Origin of the sequence: Streptococcus sp. SR4 (assembly GCF_000517725.1) — a bacterium.
GTDB lineage: Bacteria > Bacillota > Bacilli > Lactobacillales > Streptococcaceae > Streptococcus > Streptococcus salivarius_F.
The window spans coordinates 1-20810 of record NZ_AZYW01000035.1; the positions used below are offsets into that span (position 1 = coordinate 1).

Sequence of the window (20810 nt, forward strand, 5' to 3'; positions counted from 1 at the left end):
AATTGTGATGCTTTACGAGCTTTCTTAAGACCTGGTTTCTTACGTTCAACCATACGTGCATCACGAGTAAGAAGTCCAGCGCGTTTCAATGAATCGCGGAAGTCTGGATCTACTTGAAGAAGTGCACGAGCGATACCGTGACGGATCGCACCTGATTGACCAGCGTATCCACCACCTACAACGTTAACGTGTACGTCGTATGAACCTTCAGTTGAAGTAACTGCAAAAGGTTGGTTGATAACGAGACGAAGGTCTGCGTGTGGGATGTATTCTTCTACATCTTTTTTGTTAACTGTGATTTTACCAGTACCTGGAACCAAACGTACGCGTGCAACGGCGTTTTTACGGCGTCCTGTACCTGCATATTGTGCTTGTGCCATTATATTAGTGCTCCTTTCCTCTTAGAATTAGATAAGTCCTGAGATATCAAGTACTTCTGGTTGTTGTGCAGCGTGAGTGTGCTCACCGCCAACGAAGACTTTCAATTTCATACCTTGTGCGCGTCCAAGAGTGTTGTGTGGAAGCATACCTTTAACTGATTTTTCGATCAAACGAACAGCATTTTTAGAACGAAGTTCACCTGCTGAGATTTGTTTCAATCCACCTGGGTACATTGAGTGAGTGTAGTAGATCTTATCAGTTGCTTTTTTACCAGTCAATTTAACTTTTTCAGCATTGATAACGATTACGAAGTCACCTGTATCAGTGTGTGGTGTGAAAGTTGGTTTGTTTTTTCCGCGAAGTACGCTAGCAACTACTGCAGAAAGACGTCCAAGTGGCACATCAGTTGCGTCAACGACATACCATTTACGTTCAACTTGGCCTGGTTTAGCCATAAATGTTGTTTTGTTCATGATTTCTCCTATATATAGTTCGATTTTTGTTTACGAGTGATGGGTGTTCCTTCCCATCGAAAAGTATTTGGAAGGTTCCGGGGCCTTTCAAATGGGGTAAACAATACCGTTTAACATAATATCAAAAAAACACGTCCAAGGCAAGTCATTTGGAGGTGTTTTTCTTTTATTTTTTGTATTTTTTTAGTCTCTAATTTTATAAAGCGTAAGACTAGAAATCATGCCTAAATAACCTCTAAAGCGATACAAACTAATCCTCAGATTCCCAAAAAAGCTGGTCTAAAGTTTTGTCCAGAGTTTTGCAGATAGCAATACACAGATTTATAGTAGGGTTATAATCACCTTTTTCAATAGCTGAGATGGTCTGACGAGAAACTCCTATAGCATCTGCCAAGCCTTGTTGAGTGAGGTCTTTTGCCACACGCGCCGACTTCATTTTTAAATTTTTCATTCAAAAATCCTATTCTTCGTCTTCTAGTTCTTCCAGACGGTTTTTCTTGATTCTTTTAATGATAGCCCATCCTTCATAGCATACAATCAAACTCGATATCAAAGCTGTTACACTGCCCATAAGATTCTTACCCAATCTAAACGACTGTACTAAAATTAGTAGATATATTAACGATACAAAAGTTCCACCAAGTAACATTACCCAGGAAAATATTAATACTTTCTTCTCAATTTTTTTGTCCAGTAAGAATGGATGCCCATTCCGTGATACGCTGTACACGACGAGCACGCACATAGAACCAAAGAAAGTGATAATTAATAATGACTGAGCTAATTCTAGGGAGTGTGTCTTACTAGCAACCAGAATCGTTACAAATATACCAAGAATGGCTACCCAATAAGCTCTAGCAGAAGATTCTGCACTGATTAACTGAGCACGTTCATCCATCATGCTAGCTACTTTTTTCTTTGACTTTTTCATTTTGTTTCCTCCATTTTCTAGATTCATTATAGCATTATTTTACGTAATGTCAAATATACCATTCATTTTGTATAGGTTATCTTTTATATTCTATTAATCTATCATTTCAGAAAACAAAAAATCAGATAGGAAATCCTATCTGACACTATTTCTATCTAGCTTCTTTACCAATCGTAAAGACAGCTAAGGTATCTGGTCCGACGTGGGTAGAGATGACTGGTCCAAGTGGCATAATGAGAACTTGCTCAATACCGTCAACTGCTAACAATTGTTCTTTTAGATTCTCCGCAGCTTCAATATCATTGGCATAAGCAACAATTGCTGTGCTATGTCCAATATCCTGGGTAGCTTGCAGGACCATTTCTTTAATGGCCTTTTTGCGTCCACGGATTTTGGCCAGAGGAACCAACTTGCCTGAAGCGTCCAACCAAAGAAGGGGTTTGATATTAATCAAACTACCAATAATGGCTGAGCTCTTAGAAAGGCGACCCCCACGCATGAGATGGTAGAGATCATCAACTAAGAAATAGGTCCGTAAACGTGGCAGAATGTCCTCAATCATGGCTTTCGTTTCAGACAAGCTCTTACCTTGGTCACGAGCTTCTGCCGCCAAAATAGAAAGATAACCTTCCCCACCTGCTGCCGCTAGAGTATCTACAATCTCAATGATAGCTTCTGGGTATTCATCCAAAATCATGTCACGCGCTATAACAGCACTTTGATAAGTACCTGAAAGCACTGATGAGAAGGCAATATAGAGAAGAGCATCACCATTTTTGGCATGACGACGAAAAACCTCTTCAAATTGACCAACATTCACCTGGCTTGTGGTTGGCTGACTGCCTTCTTGCATACGTTCTAAGAGACGGTCACTCGTTAAACGGTTAGGACCAACGGTCTCATAGGCAATATCATCAAGCGTGATGGTCAAACCAACGAGCTCTACCTTATTCTCCTGAGCCCATTTTTCATCTAGATCTGCTGTGGAATCTGTCAAAATGTTAAATGTCATATATCCCTCTATTCTATTTCATTTAAAAGGTCCTGTAATTTCCCTAATTGTGCATCGTCCCATGGACGTAGTTTTGGTGTCTTTAAGTCAATATGTGCCGACATCTTGTCTAAGTCAGACTTTACTGTATTGACACGCTCTTCCAACTCACGCGCCGAAACACGTAAAGCTCCTTGTGAAAAGATAGCCCACTGTTCATTTAAGTCACTAGTTGCTACTTCAACTAGATTTTGAACAGTATTCATCTCAGCCGCTGCGCGCTCAATATAGCTATCTGCTGTCTCATCTTCCTCAGTAAAAATAACACTGATACGATATTGATCATAACGTTGACGGCTCCCTGGAACAAACTGAGCATCAAACACACAGATAATATCAATATGTTCAAAGTTAGCATAATGATTGAGCTTACGAAGCAATGTTTCACGAGCTTCATCAAGCTGATTGGTCTTAAAGAGTTGACGGGTTTCTTGCCAAAAGGCAATCATATTATAACCATCAACCAGAAGTATTCTTTTTTTCATAGTTACAATCGGTTTCGATAAACTTCATACATGAGAACTGCAGCTGCCACACTGGCGTTAAGGCTCTGCACATGACCACTCATAGGAATAGTAATCATCTCATCCACTTGCTTCTTGATGTTAGCAGAGATTCCCTTACCTTCATTACCAATGATAAGGGCAACCTTTCCAGCTGTGTTCCATTTATGAGATGGTGTGCCATCCATATCTGTCCCAAACACCCAGAAGCCTGCTTCTTTAAGTTTATCAAGAGTTTGGCTAAGATTGGTCACTCGGGCAATGGGAATATGCTCCACAGCCCCTGTTGATGTTTTGGCAACGACAGGTGTTACCCCCACAGCACGATGCTTAGGAATAATAACTCCTGTCACCTGAGTAGCATCAGCTGTACGTAGGATAGAACCAAAGTTATGAGGGTCGTTGAGTCCATCTAAAATGAGGACTAGAGGATTCTCCTCTTGTTCAGCCTTATCCATAATAACTGAGAGCTCAGAATAAGCGAACTCTGACACACGAAGAACAAAACCTTGATGCACAGCTCCACCTGTCATATCAGACAAGGTTTTCTTAGGTGTCCAAGAGATGGAGACCTTCTTTTCAGCTGCCAAAGCCTTAATGGCATCAACATTTTTCCCTCGAAGATCATCTTGAATATAGAGTTTATTACCAGTATTTGCTTCCAGACTCTCTGTTACGGCATGCACACCATAAACAATGTCTAGACTTAATTCTTTAGTTGTTTTCATAAGCTAATTCTATCATAAAAAAAGCCCTCTTACGAGGGCAAAGCATGTTAAATAAATGTAATTGCTGCTAGGTAAAGCACTAGAAGAACGAGAACAACAGTTGCAGCAGCCAAAGCTTGCTTACCAATTGTATCTGGATCTGAGATTGATTCTGCAATCTTTCTCGCAGCTTGAGTAATGGTTTTACCTGCTGCTTGGAAGATATCAATTGAACCTGTGCTTGTTGAACTATTTCCAGAAATTGCTGAAGACCAACCACTCAAAACCTCAGCAATTTGTTCTGCCAATTGCTGTGTTAGCGCTCTAGTTGTCTCAGCCAACTCATTAACAGCCGTAGCTTGTATATGATTGGCGGTTTCAGTGTAGCTATTTGCACTGGTATTATAAGTAACCGGTACAGTCGTTGTTGTCGTTGTTGATGAATACTGATTCCTACGGTAACTATCAGGTGTCACTGGACGCTCGCCTTCATTGAAGACGCTAAAAGTCTGTGTCAGGTAATGAATATTGTTATTCGTATCAATCAACTCAAAGGTCATTTTATGAATACCAGTCGTTTGCTCTGCCAAATGGTAGGCACTCAAACCAGCATTGACCTCATCCAGAGTTCCTTCAACAAAGTAGCTATGATGAATTTGTTTGCCATCAAGGACTAGATTAAGGCCCTTAATCTTCTTACCTTCCATCTTGTTAACATCAAAGTTGACGTTAAAGATTTCACCACGTGCTAAATAAAGAATATCTGTATTCCCTGTAACAGCAGGTTGATCTTCAAGAAGCGCTCCAGTACTATCTCGTTTTGGAACAACGGTGTATACTTCAGAAGTGATTGGAGTTGCTAAGATTTCTGAGATGAGTCCATCCGTAAAGGTTACCTCTGACGAATAGGTCAAACTCTCACTTTGCAACATAGAAACCACTTCAGAAGTTTTAAAGACCTCAGAAGTTGATGATGAATCTTTCCAGCCAACCGTAAGGACAGTTAAGCTATCTTCTGAATTATTATTTAACTGACTCGTTTCTGGAGCGGTAGATGCAAGAGAGCTTGCAGTACTTGCAGACTCAGAAGCGACTTCAGAAGTTGCAATAGCTTGGCTAGTAGGAGTCGCACTTACAGATGTCGTATGAGAATCCAGTGAAGAATACTCTGATTTTTCAATAACTGCATGTGTATTTCCAGCAAGTTCAGATGTATATAGGGTGCTTTCACTCTTATACATTGAAGTCACAGCTTGAGACTCTGCAGTCGCTGTAGCCTCACGAGACTTATCATAAGTAAGCACAATATTTGGTTTAGCTTGTTCAGAATCAGATGTTGGGTTTGCATCTCCTCGTTCAGATGCCGCTACTGATCGATCCTCACCAAAAGCCTGGGCACGAGCCTCTTCTGAATGAGGTGTCGTCGTAGAAACGCTAGTCTCCACGATATCAACTTGAGAATGTACCTCAAGAAGCCCCTCATCTGTCTCACTTGAAGAGACAACCATCAGTGACGTTGAGGTCACTACTGAACTTACTTGACTCGCTGGCTCTGCCTTAGCTCCTACTGAAGAAAGATCAGCCTGAGGAGCAACTGGAGCCGGTGCCTCACTATTAACATAATCTATTTTAGCTTCATCAGGTTTTACCTGAACCTCATCTGCTTTACCTGTTTGAAGCGTAAAGCTAGATAAAATCAAAGCAGCAAAAGTTGTATAGAAAACTTTTTTCTTAGCTATTTCCATTCACCTCCTCATTTTTTAGATGGCCTCATTTACTAATATTATAGACTTTTTTTTTACTTTCTGTCAAATTAGTTTTATTAAAAAACGCTATTATATCGGGGTTTTACACGTGTCAGACATCCCTTAACTTTCTCATTTTCAAGGTGCTAAATATTAGTTTCATCTTATTTTTCATTGTCAAGACGCTGAATTACTTTGATTCTCAAATAATCTAAATGTTAAAACTCTGGCTAACTGTTACAATTTTTATAGCCTTTAAATAACAAAAATCCTGCTCTCGGCAGAATTTTTAGATTTCTTTTTCAACTTCGTCAATACACCAAGCAATCAGTTCCTCTAAGCGAGCGATATCCTCGGTCATATGAAGATAGCCCATGACTGCTTCGAAGCCTGTTGACATCTTATAGGTAATAACATCTGTATTTTTAGCCTTGGTATGGCTATTCGCATTACGACCTCTTTTATAGATGTCTAGCTCTTTTTCAGTCAAAAGCTCTTGCTCTAGCATTTTTTCAATGAGACTAGCCTGGGCCTTAGCTGAAACATAGCGTGTAGCTAGACGGTGCAGTTGGTTTGGCTTGGTCTGACCTTGAAAAATCAGGTGACGGCGAATGTACAAGGAATAAACAGCATCTCCCTCAAAGGCGAGAGCAATGCCGTTAATAAGGTTGACATCAAGATGTTTAGTCACGTGTCCACCTCACGCCCTCCTTGGTATCAAGAAGTTTGATACCTTGAGCAGCCAACTCATCGCGAATGCGGTCTGCTGTCGCAAAGTCCTTGTTGGCACGCGCCGCTTGACGCTCTTCAATGAGTTTTTCGATATCTTCATCAAGGACTTCTTCTTCGAAAACAATACCGAAGACTTGGAGCATTTTTTCAAAAGCATCCTTAACGGTTTGATCATAATTGCCTGAATTAATCCATTTGGCCATGTCAAACAGAACAGTCACTCCATTTGCCGTATTAAAGTCATCATCCATAGCTTCTTGGAAGGCGTCAAGATAAGTTTGCAACTCAGCTTGATTCACCTGATCTGTCAACGGAAGACTGTGGGTATTTTTCAAATACTTAAGATTAACTTCAGCATCATGGATAGCTTTTTCTGTAAAGTTAATTGGTTTACGGTACTGTTGTGTTGCTAGGAAGAAGCGAAGCACTTGACCATCAACCGTTTGAAGCATATCATGAACGGTCACGAAGTTACCCAAGGATTTTGACATTTTTTCATTATCCACATTGACAAAACCATTATGCATCCAGTAGTTAGCGAAGGTCTTGCCAGTTTTGGCTTCGGATTGGGCAATTTCATTGGTATGGTGTGGAAACTCAAGGTCTACACCTCCACCATGAATATCGATAGTATCTCCAAGGATTTCAGTCGCCATTACAGAACATTCGATGTGCCAACCAGGACGACCAGGTCCCCATGGGCTGTCCCAAGAAACTTCTCCCTCTTTGGCAGCTTTCCAAAGGGCAAAATCCAGAGGATTTTCCTTACGTTCTGTTTCAGCATCCGTACGTCCGCTTGCACCAATTTCAAGATCTTCCAAGGTTTTGTTAGCCAATTTAGCATAGTTGTTTGACTTAGCTACTCGGAAGTAAACATCACCTTCAGAGACATAGGCAAATCCTTTGTCAACCAAGGTTGACACGAATGCAATGATTTCATCCATGTAGTTAATAACACGTGGATTTTGTGTCGCTGGTTTGATGCCAAGTTGTCCGGTATCTTCCATAAAGGCCGCGATAAACTTGTCCGACAATTCCTTAGTTGAAATACCAGCTTCATTGGCTGCCTTGATGATTTTATCATCTACATCCGTAAAGTTGGAAATATAGTTGACTGTATAGCCACAATACTCAAAATAACGACGAATAGTATCAAAAGCTACTGCTGAACGGGCATTTCCGATATGAATATAATTGTAAACTGTTGGTCCGCAGACATACATATTGACAACATTTTCTGTCAAAGGTACAAAATCACGGAGCGAACGTGTCATCGTATCATAAATTTTAATCACTTGAGATTCCTTTCAATTAACTGGAAACTATTTTTTATCCTTGATATGGTTTAGGTACAAACACAAGAGTATAACGAGAATGATAATCCAAATAGTCGCAACTAGCTGACCTTGAGCCAAGAGAGACATAGCTGAAAGAAAACTCCCAACTATATAGAAGACCAAAAAAGGATTGTCCTTGAAGAATTTTTTCATTACTCAAATCTCACTTGTGTCGTTGCTTAAAAACCAGACCGGCCCATAAAAGAGCAATGCAAAACCATAAGGCGGCCATGCTATAGTCTGCTCTATGTAAAGCAATGTAAACAAGAGCAAGAGGACCCACAACCGTCAATCGAGTCACCTTTGAACTAAAGAGTTTCATCGTTTCCTTTCCTTATAGACGTGATGAGTGGAAGCTAGCTGCTTTTAGAAGGTCTTCTAGCTTTTCACTATAGTATTCACGACCCTCTTCAATATCGTGGATAACTTCTTCATCCTTTTGACCATGAACACGCACAACCTTAGCAGGAACACCAACGACTGTAACATCTTCTGGGACATCTGCAACAACCACGGCTGCCGCCCCAACCTTAGCATTCTTGCCAATCTCAATAGGGCCTATGACCTGAGCATGGGCTGAAACCAAGGCACCCTCACGAACGGTTGGGTGACGTTTTCCGACATCTTTACCAGTACCACCTAAAGTGACACCGTGGTAAAGCATAGCGCCCTTCTCCACAACAGCTGTCTCACCAATGACAAGGCCTGAGCCATGGTCAATGAAAACACCTTCAGCAATCTGAGCACCTGGGTGAATCTCAATCTGAGTCCAAAAGCGCCAAAACTGACTATGCATACGCGCTAAGAGTCGACAATGGTGGCGCCAGAGAAAATGTGAGATACGATGGGCAGCCAAGGCTTTTAATCCAGGGTAGGTTAAAAGAACCTCTAGACTCGTCCGAGCTGCTGGGTCATTTTTCTTTACTATATCAATACTTTCTTTCCACCAACCCATTTAGGTCACTCCTTACATCATTATTGTTATTATTGTTTGCTGTGGCCTATTATTCTTTAAAGTGGAAAGCTACTAACACTAGGTCTACTCGCTATCCCCTTCAAAATAAGACCAGTCGACTAACTCAGGCTGCTCATCAAACGGATTGATGACAATACCTTGAACCTTATCCAACTCATTTTCACCTGTTGAAGGCTGGTAAATTTCTGACAGTGGCCACTGCAAAATCGTCCCTTTAGCCTTACGGAAAGGTAGGCCAAAAGTCTCGTTACCGTACCATTTTGCAAAGCTCGTTAAGTTCGTAAACACAGGCACATAACTCTGTCCCTCTGCATTCGACATGGTCGCAAAGAGACGGTCATCCTGGCCATCTTCCTCACGTTTATGAATGAAGGCTGGAACAAGATAAATCTTATCTTTAGGATCTGCCTTTTGATTTTCCTCACCCAAAAGATTATTAAGGGTCTGAGTGAAATAGTTGATAAACTGGATGAGTTCACTGCTTGCAAAAAGAGTGGTATTCGAGAAGTCACCATCCTCTTTTAAATTGAAAGCAAGACCAAAAAGCTCTGCCTGAACCAGTTGTGTTAAAACATCTAAGCTCGAACGTTCTACCCAAGTTTGCTCTCGAGCACTCTCTTGAGTAGCTTTGAAAGATTGTAGGTCCTGTTCATTAGTGAAGACAGGAACAACCTTCTTTCCTTCCACTTCAACTGCGTAGAGGTCTTGGGCAGCCAAGACGGGAGTACGTTGTAAATGATTAACCAAAGCCAGACTGGTTAAAAAGTGGTCTGGTTCCTTTAAAAATTCTTTTAGAGTTTCATCAAAAGCTTGCAATTCTTGATTTTCTGTCATTCTTCTGTCTGTTCTTTCGTTTCTGATTTATCAGGATTTTTCGGTGCTTCACCACTTTCATTATGGTGGCGTGGTTTATGATGAGAACGACGGCGGTGACGATGCTCTCCTCCATTTTCCCCATCATCAAGTTTTTCAGGCTTAGGAAGCAAGGCCTTGATTGAGGCATCGATACGTCCTTTTTCATCGATTTTGATAATTTTAACAGTTACCGTACCCCCAACTTTAACCACATCTTCGACATGCTCAGTACGTTCCCAAGCTAGTTCTGAGATGTGGATGAGAGCATCTGTCTTATTGAAAAGGTGGACGAAGGCACCGAACTTTTCAATACGGACAACGGGTACAGTGTAAACCTCTCCAACCTTAGCTTCACGTACAAGATCGGAGATGATAGTTTTAGCACGGTTAATAGCATCCTGATCGCTAGAGAAAATCTGAACAAGACCTTCTTCATCGATATCAATAGTGACACCAGTTTCAGCGATAATCTTATCAATAGTTTCGCCACCTTTACCGATGACAACCTTGATCTTGTCAACAGGAATCTGAATGCTATCAATCTTAGGTGCTGTTGGTGCCAATTCTGGACGTGGCTCAGCGATTGCTGACTCAATAACATCAAGAATTTCAAAACGAGCTACCTTTGCCTGAGCCAAAGCCTCTTCGAGAATGGCCGGTGTAATACCCGAAATCTTAATATCCATCTGAAGAGCTGTAATTCCTTGACGTGTCCCAGCCACCTTAAAGTCCATATCTCCAAAATGATCTTCCAAACCTTGAATATCAGTTAGGACAGTGTAGTTAGTACCATCTGAGATAAGTCCCATGGCAATACCTGCAACAGGTGCCTTAATCGGTACACCACCAGCCATAAGAGCCAAGGTTCCTGCACAAATAGAAGCTTGTGAGGAAGAACCATTTGACTCCAAGACTTCTGCTACCAAACGGATAGCATAAGGGAACTCTTCAACACTTGGGAGAACCTGAGCAAGGGCACGTTCACCCAAGGCTCCGTGACCAATCTCACGTCGACCTGGTGCACCGTAACGCCCTGTCTCACCCACTGAATACTGAGGGAAATTATAGTGGTGAAGGAAACGTTTCTTATACTCTGGATCCAAACCATCAACAAGCTGTGTATCACTCATAGGTGCCAAAGTCAAAACTGACAAGGCTTGAGTTTGACCACGTGTAAAGAGACCTGAACCATGAACCTTAGGAAGAAAGTCAATCTCTGCGTCCAAAGGACGGATTTCATCCACACGACGGCCATCTGGACGAACCTTATCCTCGGTAATGAGACGGCGCACCTCAGCATGTTCCATCTGCTCAAGAATTTCTGCCACATCACGCAGAATGGTTTCCTTATCTTCATCTTCTGCAAAGCGTTCTTGATAAGAAGCGAGGACTTCTTCTTTTACAGCCTGAGTTGCTGCTTCACGCGCCAGTTTTTCTTCCACCTGAACAGCCTTCGCTAACTGATCATAATAAGCTGTTTCGATTTCGACTTTCAAATCAGCATCAACTTGTAGAAGTTCAACCTCAGCCTTTTCCTTACCAACAGCTGCAACGATATAATTTTGGAAATCAACCAACTCTTGAATGGCCTCATGCCCCTTCAAGAGTGCTTGCAACATAATATCCTCAGACAATTCCTGGGCACCTGACTCTACCATATTGATAGCTTCCTTGGTACCTGCCACTGTCAAATCTAAAAGTGAAACTTCCTTATCCGCTGCACTTGGATTGATGATGAAATCTTCTGCAGCATAGGCTACTTGAACCCCAGCAATTGGACCATTGAAAGGAATATCAGAGATAGAAAGAGCTAAAGAACTCCCAAACATAGCCGCCATCGGAGCACTAGCATTCTCATCATAAGAGAGAACCGTGTTAATGACCTGAACTTCGTTACGAAAGCCCTCCGCAAACATAGGACGAATAGGACGATCAATGAGGCGAGCAGTCAACGTGGCATCTGTTGAAGGGCGACCCTCACGCTTGTTAAAGCCCCCCGGGAACTTGCCAGCTGCATACATTTTTTCCTCATAATTAACCTGTAAAGGAAAGAAATCTGCCGTTGCCATCTTTTTAGACATAACAGCTGTTGATAATACCGTTGTATCTCCATAACGCACGACGACAGCACCATTAGCCTGCTTGGCTACCTGCCCAACTTCAACGACAAGCGGGCGTCCTGCAAAGGTCATCTCAAAAGTTTGTTTAGCCATGTTTGATCCCTCTTTTTATCCATGACCAGCCCTTACAAAAACGAACCGGTCAACTTTATGTCATTCATTTGATATAACTTTCATTTTACCATAATATAGTCAAAAATGGCAGAGCTCCGGCATAAGTTAGCACCCAAGTCTCCCTTTCTCTCAGATATTTAAGTCGTTTTGTGATATAATAAACACTTATGAGAGACAAAGGAATGACTATGAAAAAATTACAACACATCATTATGATTGCCTTAATCTTACTAGGCCTAGTAACACCTGCTCTAGCACAAGAACAGACAGATGACTTCAATGTTTCCGCTAAACATGCGATTGCTGTCGAAGCAACTACAGGGAAAGTCCTCTATGAAAAGGACGCCACTACTCCTGACGGTGTGGCTTCAATGACTAAAATCCTAACAGCCTACATGGTCTATAAAGCAGTTGACCAAGGAAAAATTACCTGGGACACTGACGTCGATATCTCAGACTATCCTTTCAACTTAACCGTTGATTCAGAAGTTTCAAATGTCCCACTAGATTCCCGAAAATACACTGTTAAACAGCTCCTAGATGCCACCCTCATTTCCAGCGCTAACAGTACTGCTATTGCTCTAGCTGAAAAAATCTCAGGATCAGAGAGTGCATTTGTTGACACTATGACAGCCCAACTTAAAGAGTGGGGCATTACAGATGCTAAATTATACAACGCTTCAGGACTAAATAATAAATACCTAGGCGATAACCGCTATCCTGGCTCTAAAGCAGATGACGAAAATACTATGAGTGCTCTAGATGTTGCCATTATTGCAGACCACCTCATCAAAGACTATCCTCAGGTACTTGAAATCACCAAGCAAACCGAAACTGATTTCGAAGGTGACAACAAATTAACGACGCACAACTACATGTTAGAAGGTCAAGACAACTACCGTGAAGGCGTTGATGGACTCAAGACTGGAACAACTGAACTTGCAGGGGCTTCCTTCGTAGCCCACTCCAATGAAAATGGCATGAGCTTGATTACCGTTGTTATGAATGCGGATAATGGCGGAGAAGATGAAGCTGCCAGATTCACAGCCACAAATGAGTTGCTAGATTATGTGACACAAAACTGGGAAATCAAAACCCTCAACACCAAAGGACAAATCGTCAAGAAAAATGATATCAAGGTGGCTGACGGAGATAGCCAAACCATCTCTGCTAAACTCGAGTCAGACCTTACGGTCGTTCAAAAAATAAATAGTAAAAATGATGCTGTTAAAATCAAAGCAAAAACCATAACGGCACCTATCAAAAAAGGGGATACTATCGGAACTGCAACTTTTGATGATAAGGATCTCGTAGGGACAGGTTACATCTCTGAGCCACCTCAAGTTTCTGTAACAGCCAACCAATCTATCAAGAAAAGTTTCTTCTTAAAAGTTTGGTGGAATCATATCGTTAATTTCTTTACAGGAAACAAGTAAACACAAAACTACCTTTTAGCTATCAAAAGGTAGTTTTATCTTGCCTTCAAAATTGGTCTTGTAAGTAAAAGCCCCTTCTCAACACCTTAAGTTCCTCTCAAAATGTGGTATAATAAATATCCAAAACACATGAAGGAACAAACCATGAAAAAACTGATTACGCTTATGATGACCTTCTTACTCTGTCTGGGAAGCGTAGCCCCTGCTTTTGCAGCAGATAAGAAAAAAGGATATGATGCCGCAGCCAAACATGCCATCGCTGTCGAAGCGACTACTGGCAAAATTTTATACGAAAAAGATGCCACTACCTCTACAGGGATTGGCTCTATTACCAAGCTCCTAACGGCCTACATGGTGTATAAAGCGGTAGATCAGGGAGACCTCAAATGGAATAGCAAAGTTGAGATTTCTGACTATCCCTTTGAACTAACTGTCAGTGCCGGAGTATCCAATATTCCACTAGATGCCCGTAAGTACACTGTTAAACAGCTCCTTGACGCAACCCTTATTTCCAGTGCCAATAGTGCATCCATTGCTCTAGCTGAGGAAATCGGTGGAACCGAAAGCAAGTTTGTCGATATGATGAAAGCCCAACTTAAAGATTGGGGTATCACTGATGCCAAGATTGTCAATGCCTCTGGTCTTAATAATTCCTACTTAGGTGACAATATCTATCCAGGCTCTAAATCTGACGAAGAAAACACCATGAGTGCTAAGGACGTTGCTATCATTGCGCAACACGTGGTGAAAGAATATCCTGAAATTCTCGATATCACTAAAAAAACCGAGGCTGATTTTGATGGTGTCAACAAACTTAAAACCTTCAACTACATGCTTAAGGGACAACCTAGTTACCGCAAGGGAGTTGATGGTCTAAAAACAGGTACCACCGATTTGGCCGGTGCTTCCTTCGTGGCCCACTCAAATGAAAGTGGCATGAGCATTATCACAGTCATTATGAATGCTGATAATACCGATACTGATGACTACGCCCGTTTCACTGCAACCAATGACCTACTTAACTACGTAGTCTATCATTGGGAAAGCAAGACCATTGCCAAAAAAGGACAAGCTATCGGTAAAAGTCAAGCCCATGTTATTGATGGTAAATCTAAGCAAGTCACTGCCGTCGCTAAGTCTGACTTTAATATCATCCAAAAAATAGATGCTAACAATAGTAAACATATTAAAGTTACTACAAATCAAGTCCAAGCTCCTGTCAAACCAGGAGACAAGGTTGGAACTGCTACCTTTGAAGATAAGTCACTTGTCGGAGAAGGTTACCTACCTAACCAAGGTATGCCTAGCATGGAACTGGTTGCTGGTAAAGAAGTTAAGAAAAGCTTCTTCCTCAAGGTCTGGTGGAATCACTTTGTCACCTTTGTCAACGAAAAACTCTAAACCTTATAGTCGAGCCTTGCTCGGCTTTTTCTTTTACCCAACTTTACAGAAAGATTGACTCTACCTTGACTCCTGTTGACACAAACAAAAAGACAAACTACACCTGTAATCTGTCTTTTTGTTTAATCTTTACACTACTGTAAAGGTTAATTTATCTTTCGAACAACCAATCTTAAGGGTTTGTCCACTCACTACTTGGCCGCCTAGTAAGAGCTCAGATAACTTATCCTCAACCTGAGTTTGAATCGTGCGACGTAATGGACGAGCACCCATCTCAACATCATAGCCATCTTTAGCCAAATGCTTGAGGGCAGCTGGTTGGAATTTCAAGTCAATCCCTTTTTCAGCCAAAGCTGAAACCAACGGTTTTACCATAATTTTGACAATCTCACGAAGCTGTTCTTCCTCTAAGCTATGGAAGACAACCTTCTCATCAATACGGTTGATAAACTCTGGACGGTAGGCCTTCTTAAGCTCTTCCATGATACGTGACTGCATAGCTTGATGATTATGAGAAATGTCTCGAGCACCAAAACCAACAGTCTTATCATCGCGAAGAGCAGTCGCCCCCAAGTTCGAAGTCATTATGATAATGGTATTTGAGAAGTCGACTTTACGACCTCGACTATCCGTCAAGACACCATCATCCAAAACCTGTAAGAGAATGTTGAAAATGTCTGGGTGAGCCTTTTCTACCTCGTCAAAAAGAAGAACTGAGTAAGGCTTGTTACGAACTTTTTCTGTTAACTCACCACCCTCATCATATCCAACATAACCTGGAGGAGCACCGTTAAGGCGGCTAGCCGCAAATTTTTCCATGTATTCTGACATGTCAAAGCGAAGCAAAGCTGACTCATCATCAAAGAGAACCTCCGCCAAAGCCTTGGCCAATTCTGTCTTACCAACACCAGTAGGTCCAAGGAACATGAAGGAACCAATCGGACGTTTGCCAGTACGAATACCTGACTGGTTACGACGAATAGCACGACTAATCGCTGAAACTGCTTCGTCTTGACCAATAACACGTTTGTGAAGCTCTGCTTCCAGATTCAAGTAACGCTTGCTATCTGCCTGAGTCATCTTCTCAACAGGAATACCTGATAGACGACTAAGGGTTTGCATAATCTGATCTGCATCTACCAAGGCAGGTTTTGGTAATTTTGCTTTTTGGCTAGCCTTATATTGTTTAACAGCAGCCTTCATATCACCAGATAGAAGCGCTTCGTCCAAAGGCGTTATTTCAAGTTTGGCTTCTTTTTTGATACGACCTTGAACAGTTGCACTCGCTTCATCTAAAAGGTCAATGGCAGAGTCAGGTAAGTTTTTACTCGTCAAATAACGGTGGGCTGCCTTGACTGCTGTCTCAACCGCCTCATCAGTAATCGTTACACGATGATAGTCTTCATAAGACGACCGTAGGCCTTTTAGAATATCAATCGCCTCAGCTACACTTGGCTCCTCGATTGTAATCTTAGCAAAACGGCGAGAAAGAGCTGCATCTTTCTCAATATGCTTCTGGTACTCAGCTTGAGTAGTTGCTCCAACCATATGAAGGGTTCCACGTGCTAGAGCGGGTTTCAAAATATTCGCCGCATCTAAGGTACTATCAATACCTGAACCAGAACCGATAATCGTATGCAATTCGTCAATAAAGAGAATGATTTTTCCATCAGCTTCAATCTCATCAATGATCTGATTCATACGTTCTTCGAAATCGCCACGGAAACGTGTTCCTGCAACCACACTCATCATATCAAGCTCTAAGATACGCATATCAGCCAACTCAAAAGGTACTTCGCCTGAAGCAATACGCTGTGCTAAGCCAAGCGCAAGTGCCGTCTTACCAACACCTGCTTCACCCACAAGAACTGGGTTATTCTTCGTTTTACGACTCAAAACCTGAATCATGCGTGAAATTTCTTTCTCACGTCCAATAACAGGATCAAGAGCACCTGACTCGGCTACTGCCGTTAAGTCTTTTGTGTAATCTGACAGTTCCCCAGTAGAAGATTGAGGAGGCTGCATCATATTAGCAAAATTACCTGATGCCTTTGACTTTTTAGGCTTACGAAGGTCGTGAATGGCCTTCAAATCTTGCTTACTAAGACCTGCGTAACGCTCCAAAGAACGTCGTAAATCGATAATGCGAGGCTTATCGCTGTCATCCTTATATTGAAAACCAGCAACTTCAAGGAGACGACAAACCATCAAATCCTTATGAAGGAGAAAGGCCATCAATACATGTTCAGACCCTACCTCTACAGCACCAGTTACACTAGCAATTCCCTCTGCCTCTTGCAACATAGCCCCTAAAGCATGTGACTGTGCACGTAAATCGATAATATCTGATTCAGACAAGTCTTTTGGACTTTTCTCCATCGCTAGTACAGCAGCGGTCTCAATCTCTTCCGCACGAATACGGTCCTCAAAATCAGTAAATGTTAGGTAGGCTACAGATCCTGGAACCTCAACCATAGCCAGAAGCACATGCCAAGTCTCCAAGAAAGGACTTCCAAAACGCTCTGCCTCAAGCTGAGCACGATGGAAAATGGCCTGCATTTTTCTTGAATATGTCGTCATCTAATTTCCTTTTCTATCCAATCTAAGTAATAGCGAGCGTAGAATACGCGAACGAATAGCAGCCGCATCTTCGCCTAAAACATCATCACTAGCAGTTGCTAAAATCAAATTTCCCTCACGTTCAGTGATGATTTTTTCATCAAAAAGCAACTGAATCAAGTCTGTAAATACCTGCTCGCTGAGCTGATCCGCCAAGTTCTGAAGCAAATCATTAATCATGTGGTGCTTGTCGGAGAATCTGACCTTGACGATACGAATATAACCGCCACCTCCACGTTTACTCTCAACAATATAACCACGACTTTCTGTAAAACGAGTCTTAATAACATAGTTAATCTGACTCGGTACAACTTGAAAAGTATCTGCTAAGTTCGAGCGTTGAATCTCAGCAATTCCAGACTGGCCCAGCAATTCTTTAATATATTCTTCTATACTATCTGATGTATTTCTTGCCATCTTAATTCCTCCAGTCTAATTTGACTATAACTGACTATTATTATACCAAAAATGTCAGCTCATGGGAAACTATACCCTCAAAAAGCTTTTTAAAGTTGTCATTAGAGACCATATAAGATACAATAAATAAGACTGAAATATTAGGTAACTTAAGGTGTTTGATTCAAATTTTCTATCTACTTTGATAGGCTGAGACCCACCTAATCCAACAAGTACTTTTTAGCACTTTCGCAGTAGTATTAGTCTTATCACTCTCGATAAAGCTCATGTCATTTTGAGTCTTATCTCTTATTTTATTCCCCTATGAAAGGTTACTCATGAAATACATCATTGCACTCTTAATCTCTATGATTCCTTTGGTTGAGCTCCGTGGAGCCGTTCCTGTTGCTATCGCCTCAGGTATCCCTTGGTGGCAAGCCCTAATTCTTTGTGTCATTGGGAACATGATTCCAGTTCCAATTATCTTCTTCTTCGCCCGCCGTGTCCTCGAATGGGGGGCAGATAAACCTCTAATTGGTGGCTTCTTTACCTGGTGTCTTAAAAAAGGTCACAGTGGTGGCCAAAAACTTGAAAAAGCTGCTGGAGATAAGGGTGTCTTCTGGGCCCTTCTACTTTTTGTGGGAATTCCGCTTCCAGGAACAGGAGCTTGGACTGGTACCCTAGCAGCATCTATCCTAGATTGGGACTTTAAACGTAGTGTTATTGCTGTTATGCTTGGGGTTATCCTTGCAGGTATCATCATGGGAACACTCTCTCTTCTACTTGGTGTAAATACCTTCGCTCATTAATTACTTTTTTCAACGTCTGGGGCATGCTCAGACGTTTTTTTAATAGCAACAAAAAAGAAGTTACGATTCATTCACGTAACTTCTTTTCTTTTTATCTAGCAACTAGAATTAGTTGTTAAGAGCTGCTGCCATTGTAGCTGCAACTTCTGATTCAAAGTCGTTAGATGCTTTTTCGATACCTTCACCAACTTCAAAGCGAACGAATTCTACTACTGAAGCGTTTACTGATTCAAGGTAAGCTTCAACTGTTTTGCTGTCGTCCATGATGTAAACTTGAGCAAGAAGTGTGTATGCTTGGTCAACTTTAGTGTTGTCAAGCAAGAAGCGGTCCATTTTACCTGGGATGATTTTATCCCAGATTTTTTCTGGTTTACCTTCAGCAGCCAACTCAGCTTTGATATCTTCTTCAGCTTGAGCAAGAACAGCATCAGTCAATTGAGCTTTAGAACCATATTTAAGGTGTGGAAGAGCTGGTTTGTTAACCATAGCACGGCTTTCGTTATCTTGATCGATAGCGTGGTTAAGTTGTGCCAATTCATCTTTAACAAATTGTTCGTCCAATTCAGTGTATGAAAGAACAGTTGGTTTCATCGCTGCGATGTGCATTGAGATTTGTTTTGCAAGAGCATCATCTCCACCTTCGATAACTGAAACAACACCGATACGTCCACCGTTGTGTTGGTAAGCTCCGAAGTGTTGTGCATCAGTTTTCTCAACAACTGCAAAACGACGGAATGAAATCTTTTCACCGATAGTAGCTGTAGCAGTTACGTATGCAGCTTCAAGAGTTTCACCTGAAGGCATAGTCAATGCAAGTGCTTCTTCGTTGTTAGCTGGTTTACCTTCAGCAATTACTTTAGCTGTTTCGTTTACCAACTCAACGAATTGAGCGTTCTTCGCAACGAAGTCAGTTTCAGCGTTAACTTCAACAACTGCTGCAACGTTACCGTTAACGTAAACACCAGTCAAACCTTCAGCTGCAACACGGTCAGCTTTCTTAGCTGCTTTAGCCATACCTTTTTCGCGAAGCAATTCAATTGCTTTTTCGATATCACCTTCAACTTCAACCAATGCTTTTTTAGCGTCCATGACACCAGCACCAGATTTTTCACGCAATTCTTTAACAAGTTTAGCTGTAATTTCTGCCATTTTGTTTTTCTCCAAATTTATTTTATCAAACTAAGGGGCAGGGCTGAGCCCCGCCCCTTAGGTGTTTGTCGTATCTTTAGTGGGCATTGAGCCCAAACCAATCTTAAAGATTAGTTGTTGTCACCTTCGACAACTTCAACGATTTCTTCGATTGAATCAGCTGCAGCTGCTTCTTGGAAATCTGCAGAAGCATCTTCACCTTGGTTACCTTCGATGATAGCATCAGCCATTTTTGAAGTGATCAATTTAACGGCACGGATAGCGTCATCGTTAGCTGGGATGATTACATCAATCTCATCTGGATCAGCGTTTGTATCAACCATCGCTACAACTGGGATACCAAGTTTTTTAGCTTCTTTAACAGCGATTTGTTCTTTGTGTGGGTCAACGATGTAGATTACATCTGGAATGCGAGGCATATCTTCGATACCACCCAAGAATTTTTCAAGACGTGCACGTTGTTTGTTAAGAAGTGCAACTTCTTTCTTAGGAAGAACTTCGAAAGTTCCATCAGCTTCCATTTGTTTGATTTCTTTCAAACGAGCGATACGTTTTTGGATAGTATCCCAGTTTGTAAGAGTACCACCCAACCAACGGTGGTTGATGTAGTATTGACCAGCACGAGTTGCTTCTTCAGCTACTGCTTCAGCTGCTTGTTTTTTAGTACCAACGAACAAGATTACTGCATCGTTAGCTGCTGCTTCACGAACGAATTCGTAAGCTGTATCAGCCATTTTTACAGTTTGTTGCAAGTCGATAACGTGGATCCCGTTACGTTCTGTGAAGATGTACTTAGCCATCTTAGGATTCCAGCGACGAGTTTGGTGACCGAAGTGAACACCAGCCTCAAGAAGTTGTTTCATTGAAATTACTGCCATGAGTATTTCTCCTTAAAAATTGTTTTTTCCTCTTCTAAGCTTTAGACTTGCAGTCCCACCCTGCGGCAACAAGACCACAATCGGCTTAGAATGAGTATTTGTCACTTTACGCAACTATAGTAGTTTATCAAAAAAAGTGACATTTGACAAGCTCTAAAATCAGTCTGACCATTAGAAAAAATTCACCCGTATTAAAA

20 protein-coding genes are annotated in these 20810 nt (G+C 41.6%); 3 read left to right on the plus strand and 17 right to left on the minus strand.

The window, feature by feature from the left end:
* The 13 genes from rpsI to pnp all read right to left on the minus strand — a co-directional run.
* A partial coding sequence (gene rpsI, locus HMPREF1519_RS04380; protein ID WP_037611278.1) for a 30S ribosomal protein S9 occupies window positions 1-380 on the minus strand: 380 nt, incomplete at its 3' end.
* Window positions 381-407: 27 nt separating this feature from the next.
* On the minus strand, window positions 408-854 hold the full coding sequence (rplM, locus tag HMPREF1519_RS04385) for a 50S ribosomal protein L13 (protein ID WP_002886374.1): 447 nt from the start codon (window positions 852-854) through the stop codon (window positions 408-410).
* A gap of 250 nt (window positions 855-1104) precedes the next feature.
* The gene (locus HMPREF1519_RS04390; RefSeq protein WP_002886373.1) at window positions 1105-1305 is read right to left on the minus strand and encodes a helix-turn-helix transcriptional regulator; all 201 of its coding nucleotides are present in this window, start codon (window positions 1303-1305) and stop codon (window positions 1105-1107) included.
* A 9-nt stretch (window positions 1306-1314) separates the two neighbouring features.
* Window positions 1315-1785, minus strand: coding sequence for a hypothetical protein (locus tag HMPREF1519_RS04395; RefSeq protein ID WP_037611280.1), 471 nt, complete (start codon window positions 1783-1785; stop codon window positions 1315-1317).
* A 151-nt stretch (window positions 1786-1936) separates the two neighbouring features.
* Window positions 1937-2797 carry a DegV family protein gene (locus HMPREF1519_RS04400; RefSeq protein WP_022496756.1) on the minus strand — a complete coding sequence of 287 codons (861 nt, stop codon included), beginning with the start codon at window positions 2795-2797 and terminating at the stop codon, window positions 1937-1939.
* Window positions 2798-2805: 8 nt separating this feature from the next.
* Window positions 2806-3321, minus strand: coding sequence for an NYN domain-containing protein (locus HMPREF1519_RS04405; protein WP_002889631.1), 516 nt, complete (start codon window positions 3319-3321; stop codon window positions 2806-2808).
* A 2-nt stretch (window positions 3322-3323) separates the two neighbouring features.
* Entirely contained in the window at window positions 3324-4067 is a 744-nt protein-coding gene (rlmB, locus tag HMPREF1519_RS04410; protein WP_004182149.1) for a 23S rRNA (guanosine(2251)-2'-O)-methyltransferase RlmB, read from the minus strand.
* A gap of 47 nt (window positions 4068-4114) precedes the next feature.
* The gene (locus HMPREF1519_RS04415) at window positions 4115-5791 is read right to left on the minus strand and encodes a hypothetical protein (protein WP_022496757.1); all 1677 of its coding nucleotides are present in this window, start codon (window positions 5789-5791) and stop codon (window positions 4115-4117) included.
* A 289-nt stretch (window positions 5792-6080) separates the two neighbouring features.
* Window positions 6081-6482, minus strand: a complete 402-nt coding sequence (locus HMPREF1519_RS04420; RefSeq protein WP_002886359.1) for a Mini-ribonuclease 3 — start codon at window positions 6480-6482, stop codon at window positions 6081-6083.
* On the minus strand, window positions 6475-7818 hold the full coding sequence (gene cysS / locus HMPREF1519_RS04425; RefSeq protein WP_022496758.1) for a cysteine--tRNA ligase: 1344 nt from the start codon (window positions 7816-7818) through the stop codon (window positions 6475-6477). Before cysS ends, HMPREF1519_RS04420 begins: the two co-directional genes overlap by 8 nt.
* A gap of 376 nt (window positions 7819-8194) precedes the next feature.
* A complete protein-coding gene (gene cysE, locus HMPREF1519_RS04430) occupies window positions 8195-8815 on the minus strand; it encodes a serine O-acetyltransferase (protein WP_002886354.1) in 621 nt (206 codons plus the stop codon).
* An 84-nt stretch (window positions 8816-8899) separates the two neighbouring features.
* Window positions 8900-9670, minus strand: a complete 771-nt coding sequence (locus HMPREF1519_RS04435; protein ID WP_022496760.1) for an SseB family protein — start codon at window positions 9668-9670, stop codon at window positions 8900-8902.
* Window positions 9667-11904, minus strand: coding sequence for a polyribonucleotide nucleotidyltransferase (pnp, locus tag HMPREF1519_RS04440; protein WP_022496761.1), 2238 nt, complete (start codon window positions 11902-11904; stop codon window positions 9667-9669). The genes HMPREF1519_RS04435 and pnp overlap by 4 nt, the downstream gene beginning before the upstream one ends.
* A gap of 209 nt (window positions 11905-12113) precedes the next feature.
* On the opposite strand from pnp, the gene pbp3 (HMPREF1519_RS04445) reads away from it, so the two are divergent.
* Both pbp3 (HMPREF1519_RS04445) and pbp3 (HMPREF1519_RS04450) read left to right on the plus strand, forming a co-directional pair.
* On the plus strand, window positions 12114-13361 hold the full coding sequence (pbp3, locus tag HMPREF1519_RS04445; protein ID WP_022496762.1) for a D-alanyl-D-alanine carboxypeptidase PBP3: 1248 nt from the start codon (window positions 12114-12116) through the stop codon (window positions 13359-13361).
* 144 nt (window positions 13362-13505) lie between these two features.
* Window positions 13506-14762, plus strand: a complete 1257-nt coding sequence (pbp3, locus tag HMPREF1519_RS04450) for a D-alanyl-D-alanine carboxypeptidase PBP3 (RefSeq protein WP_022496763.1) — start codon at window positions 13506-13508, stop codon at window positions 14760-14762.
* A 129-nt stretch (window positions 14763-14891) separates the two neighbouring features.
* Here the strand turns inward: pbp3 (HMPREF1519_RS04450) and HMPREF1519_RS04455 are convergent, their stop codons facing one another.
* Together HMPREF1519_RS04455 and HMPREF1519_RS04460 are read right to left on the minus strand one after the other, a co-directional pair.
* Window positions 14892-17342, minus strand: a complete 2451-nt coding sequence (locus HMPREF1519_RS04455; protein WP_022496764.1) for an ATP-dependent Clp protease ATP-binding subunit — start codon at window positions 17340-17342, stop codon at window positions 14892-14894.
* Complete coding sequence (locus HMPREF1519_RS04460; RefSeq protein WP_014633783.1) at window positions 17343-17798, minus strand: CtsR family transcriptional regulator; 456 nt, start codon at window positions 17796-17798, stop codon at window positions 17343-17345.
* A 317-nt stretch (window positions 17799-18115) separates the two neighbouring features.
* On the opposite strand from HMPREF1519_RS04460, the gene HMPREF1519_RS04465 reads away from it, so the two are divergent.
* Entirely contained in the window at window positions 18116-18586 is a 471-nt protein-coding gene (locus tag HMPREF1519_RS04465; RefSeq protein WP_004182164.1) for a COG2426 family protein, read from the plus strand.
* 108 nt (window positions 18587-18694) lie between these two features.
* Here the strand turns inward: HMPREF1519_RS04465 and tsf are convergent, their stop codons facing one another.
* Both tsf and rpsB read right to left on the minus strand, forming a co-directional pair.
* Window positions 18695-19735 carry a translation elongation factor Ts gene (tsf, locus tag HMPREF1519_RS04470; RefSeq protein ID WP_002886343.1) on the minus strand — a complete coding sequence of 347 codons (1041 nt, stop codon included), beginning with the start codon at window positions 19733-19735 and terminating at the stop codon, window positions 18695-18697.
* Window positions 19736-19845: 110 nt separating this feature from the next.
* Complete coding sequence (gene rpsB, locus HMPREF1519_RS04475) at window positions 19846-20613, minus strand: 30S ribosomal protein S2 (RefSeq protein ID WP_002886342.1); 768 nt, start codon at window positions 20611-20613, stop codon at window positions 19846-19848.
* Window positions 20614-20810 lie beyond the last annotated feature (197 nt).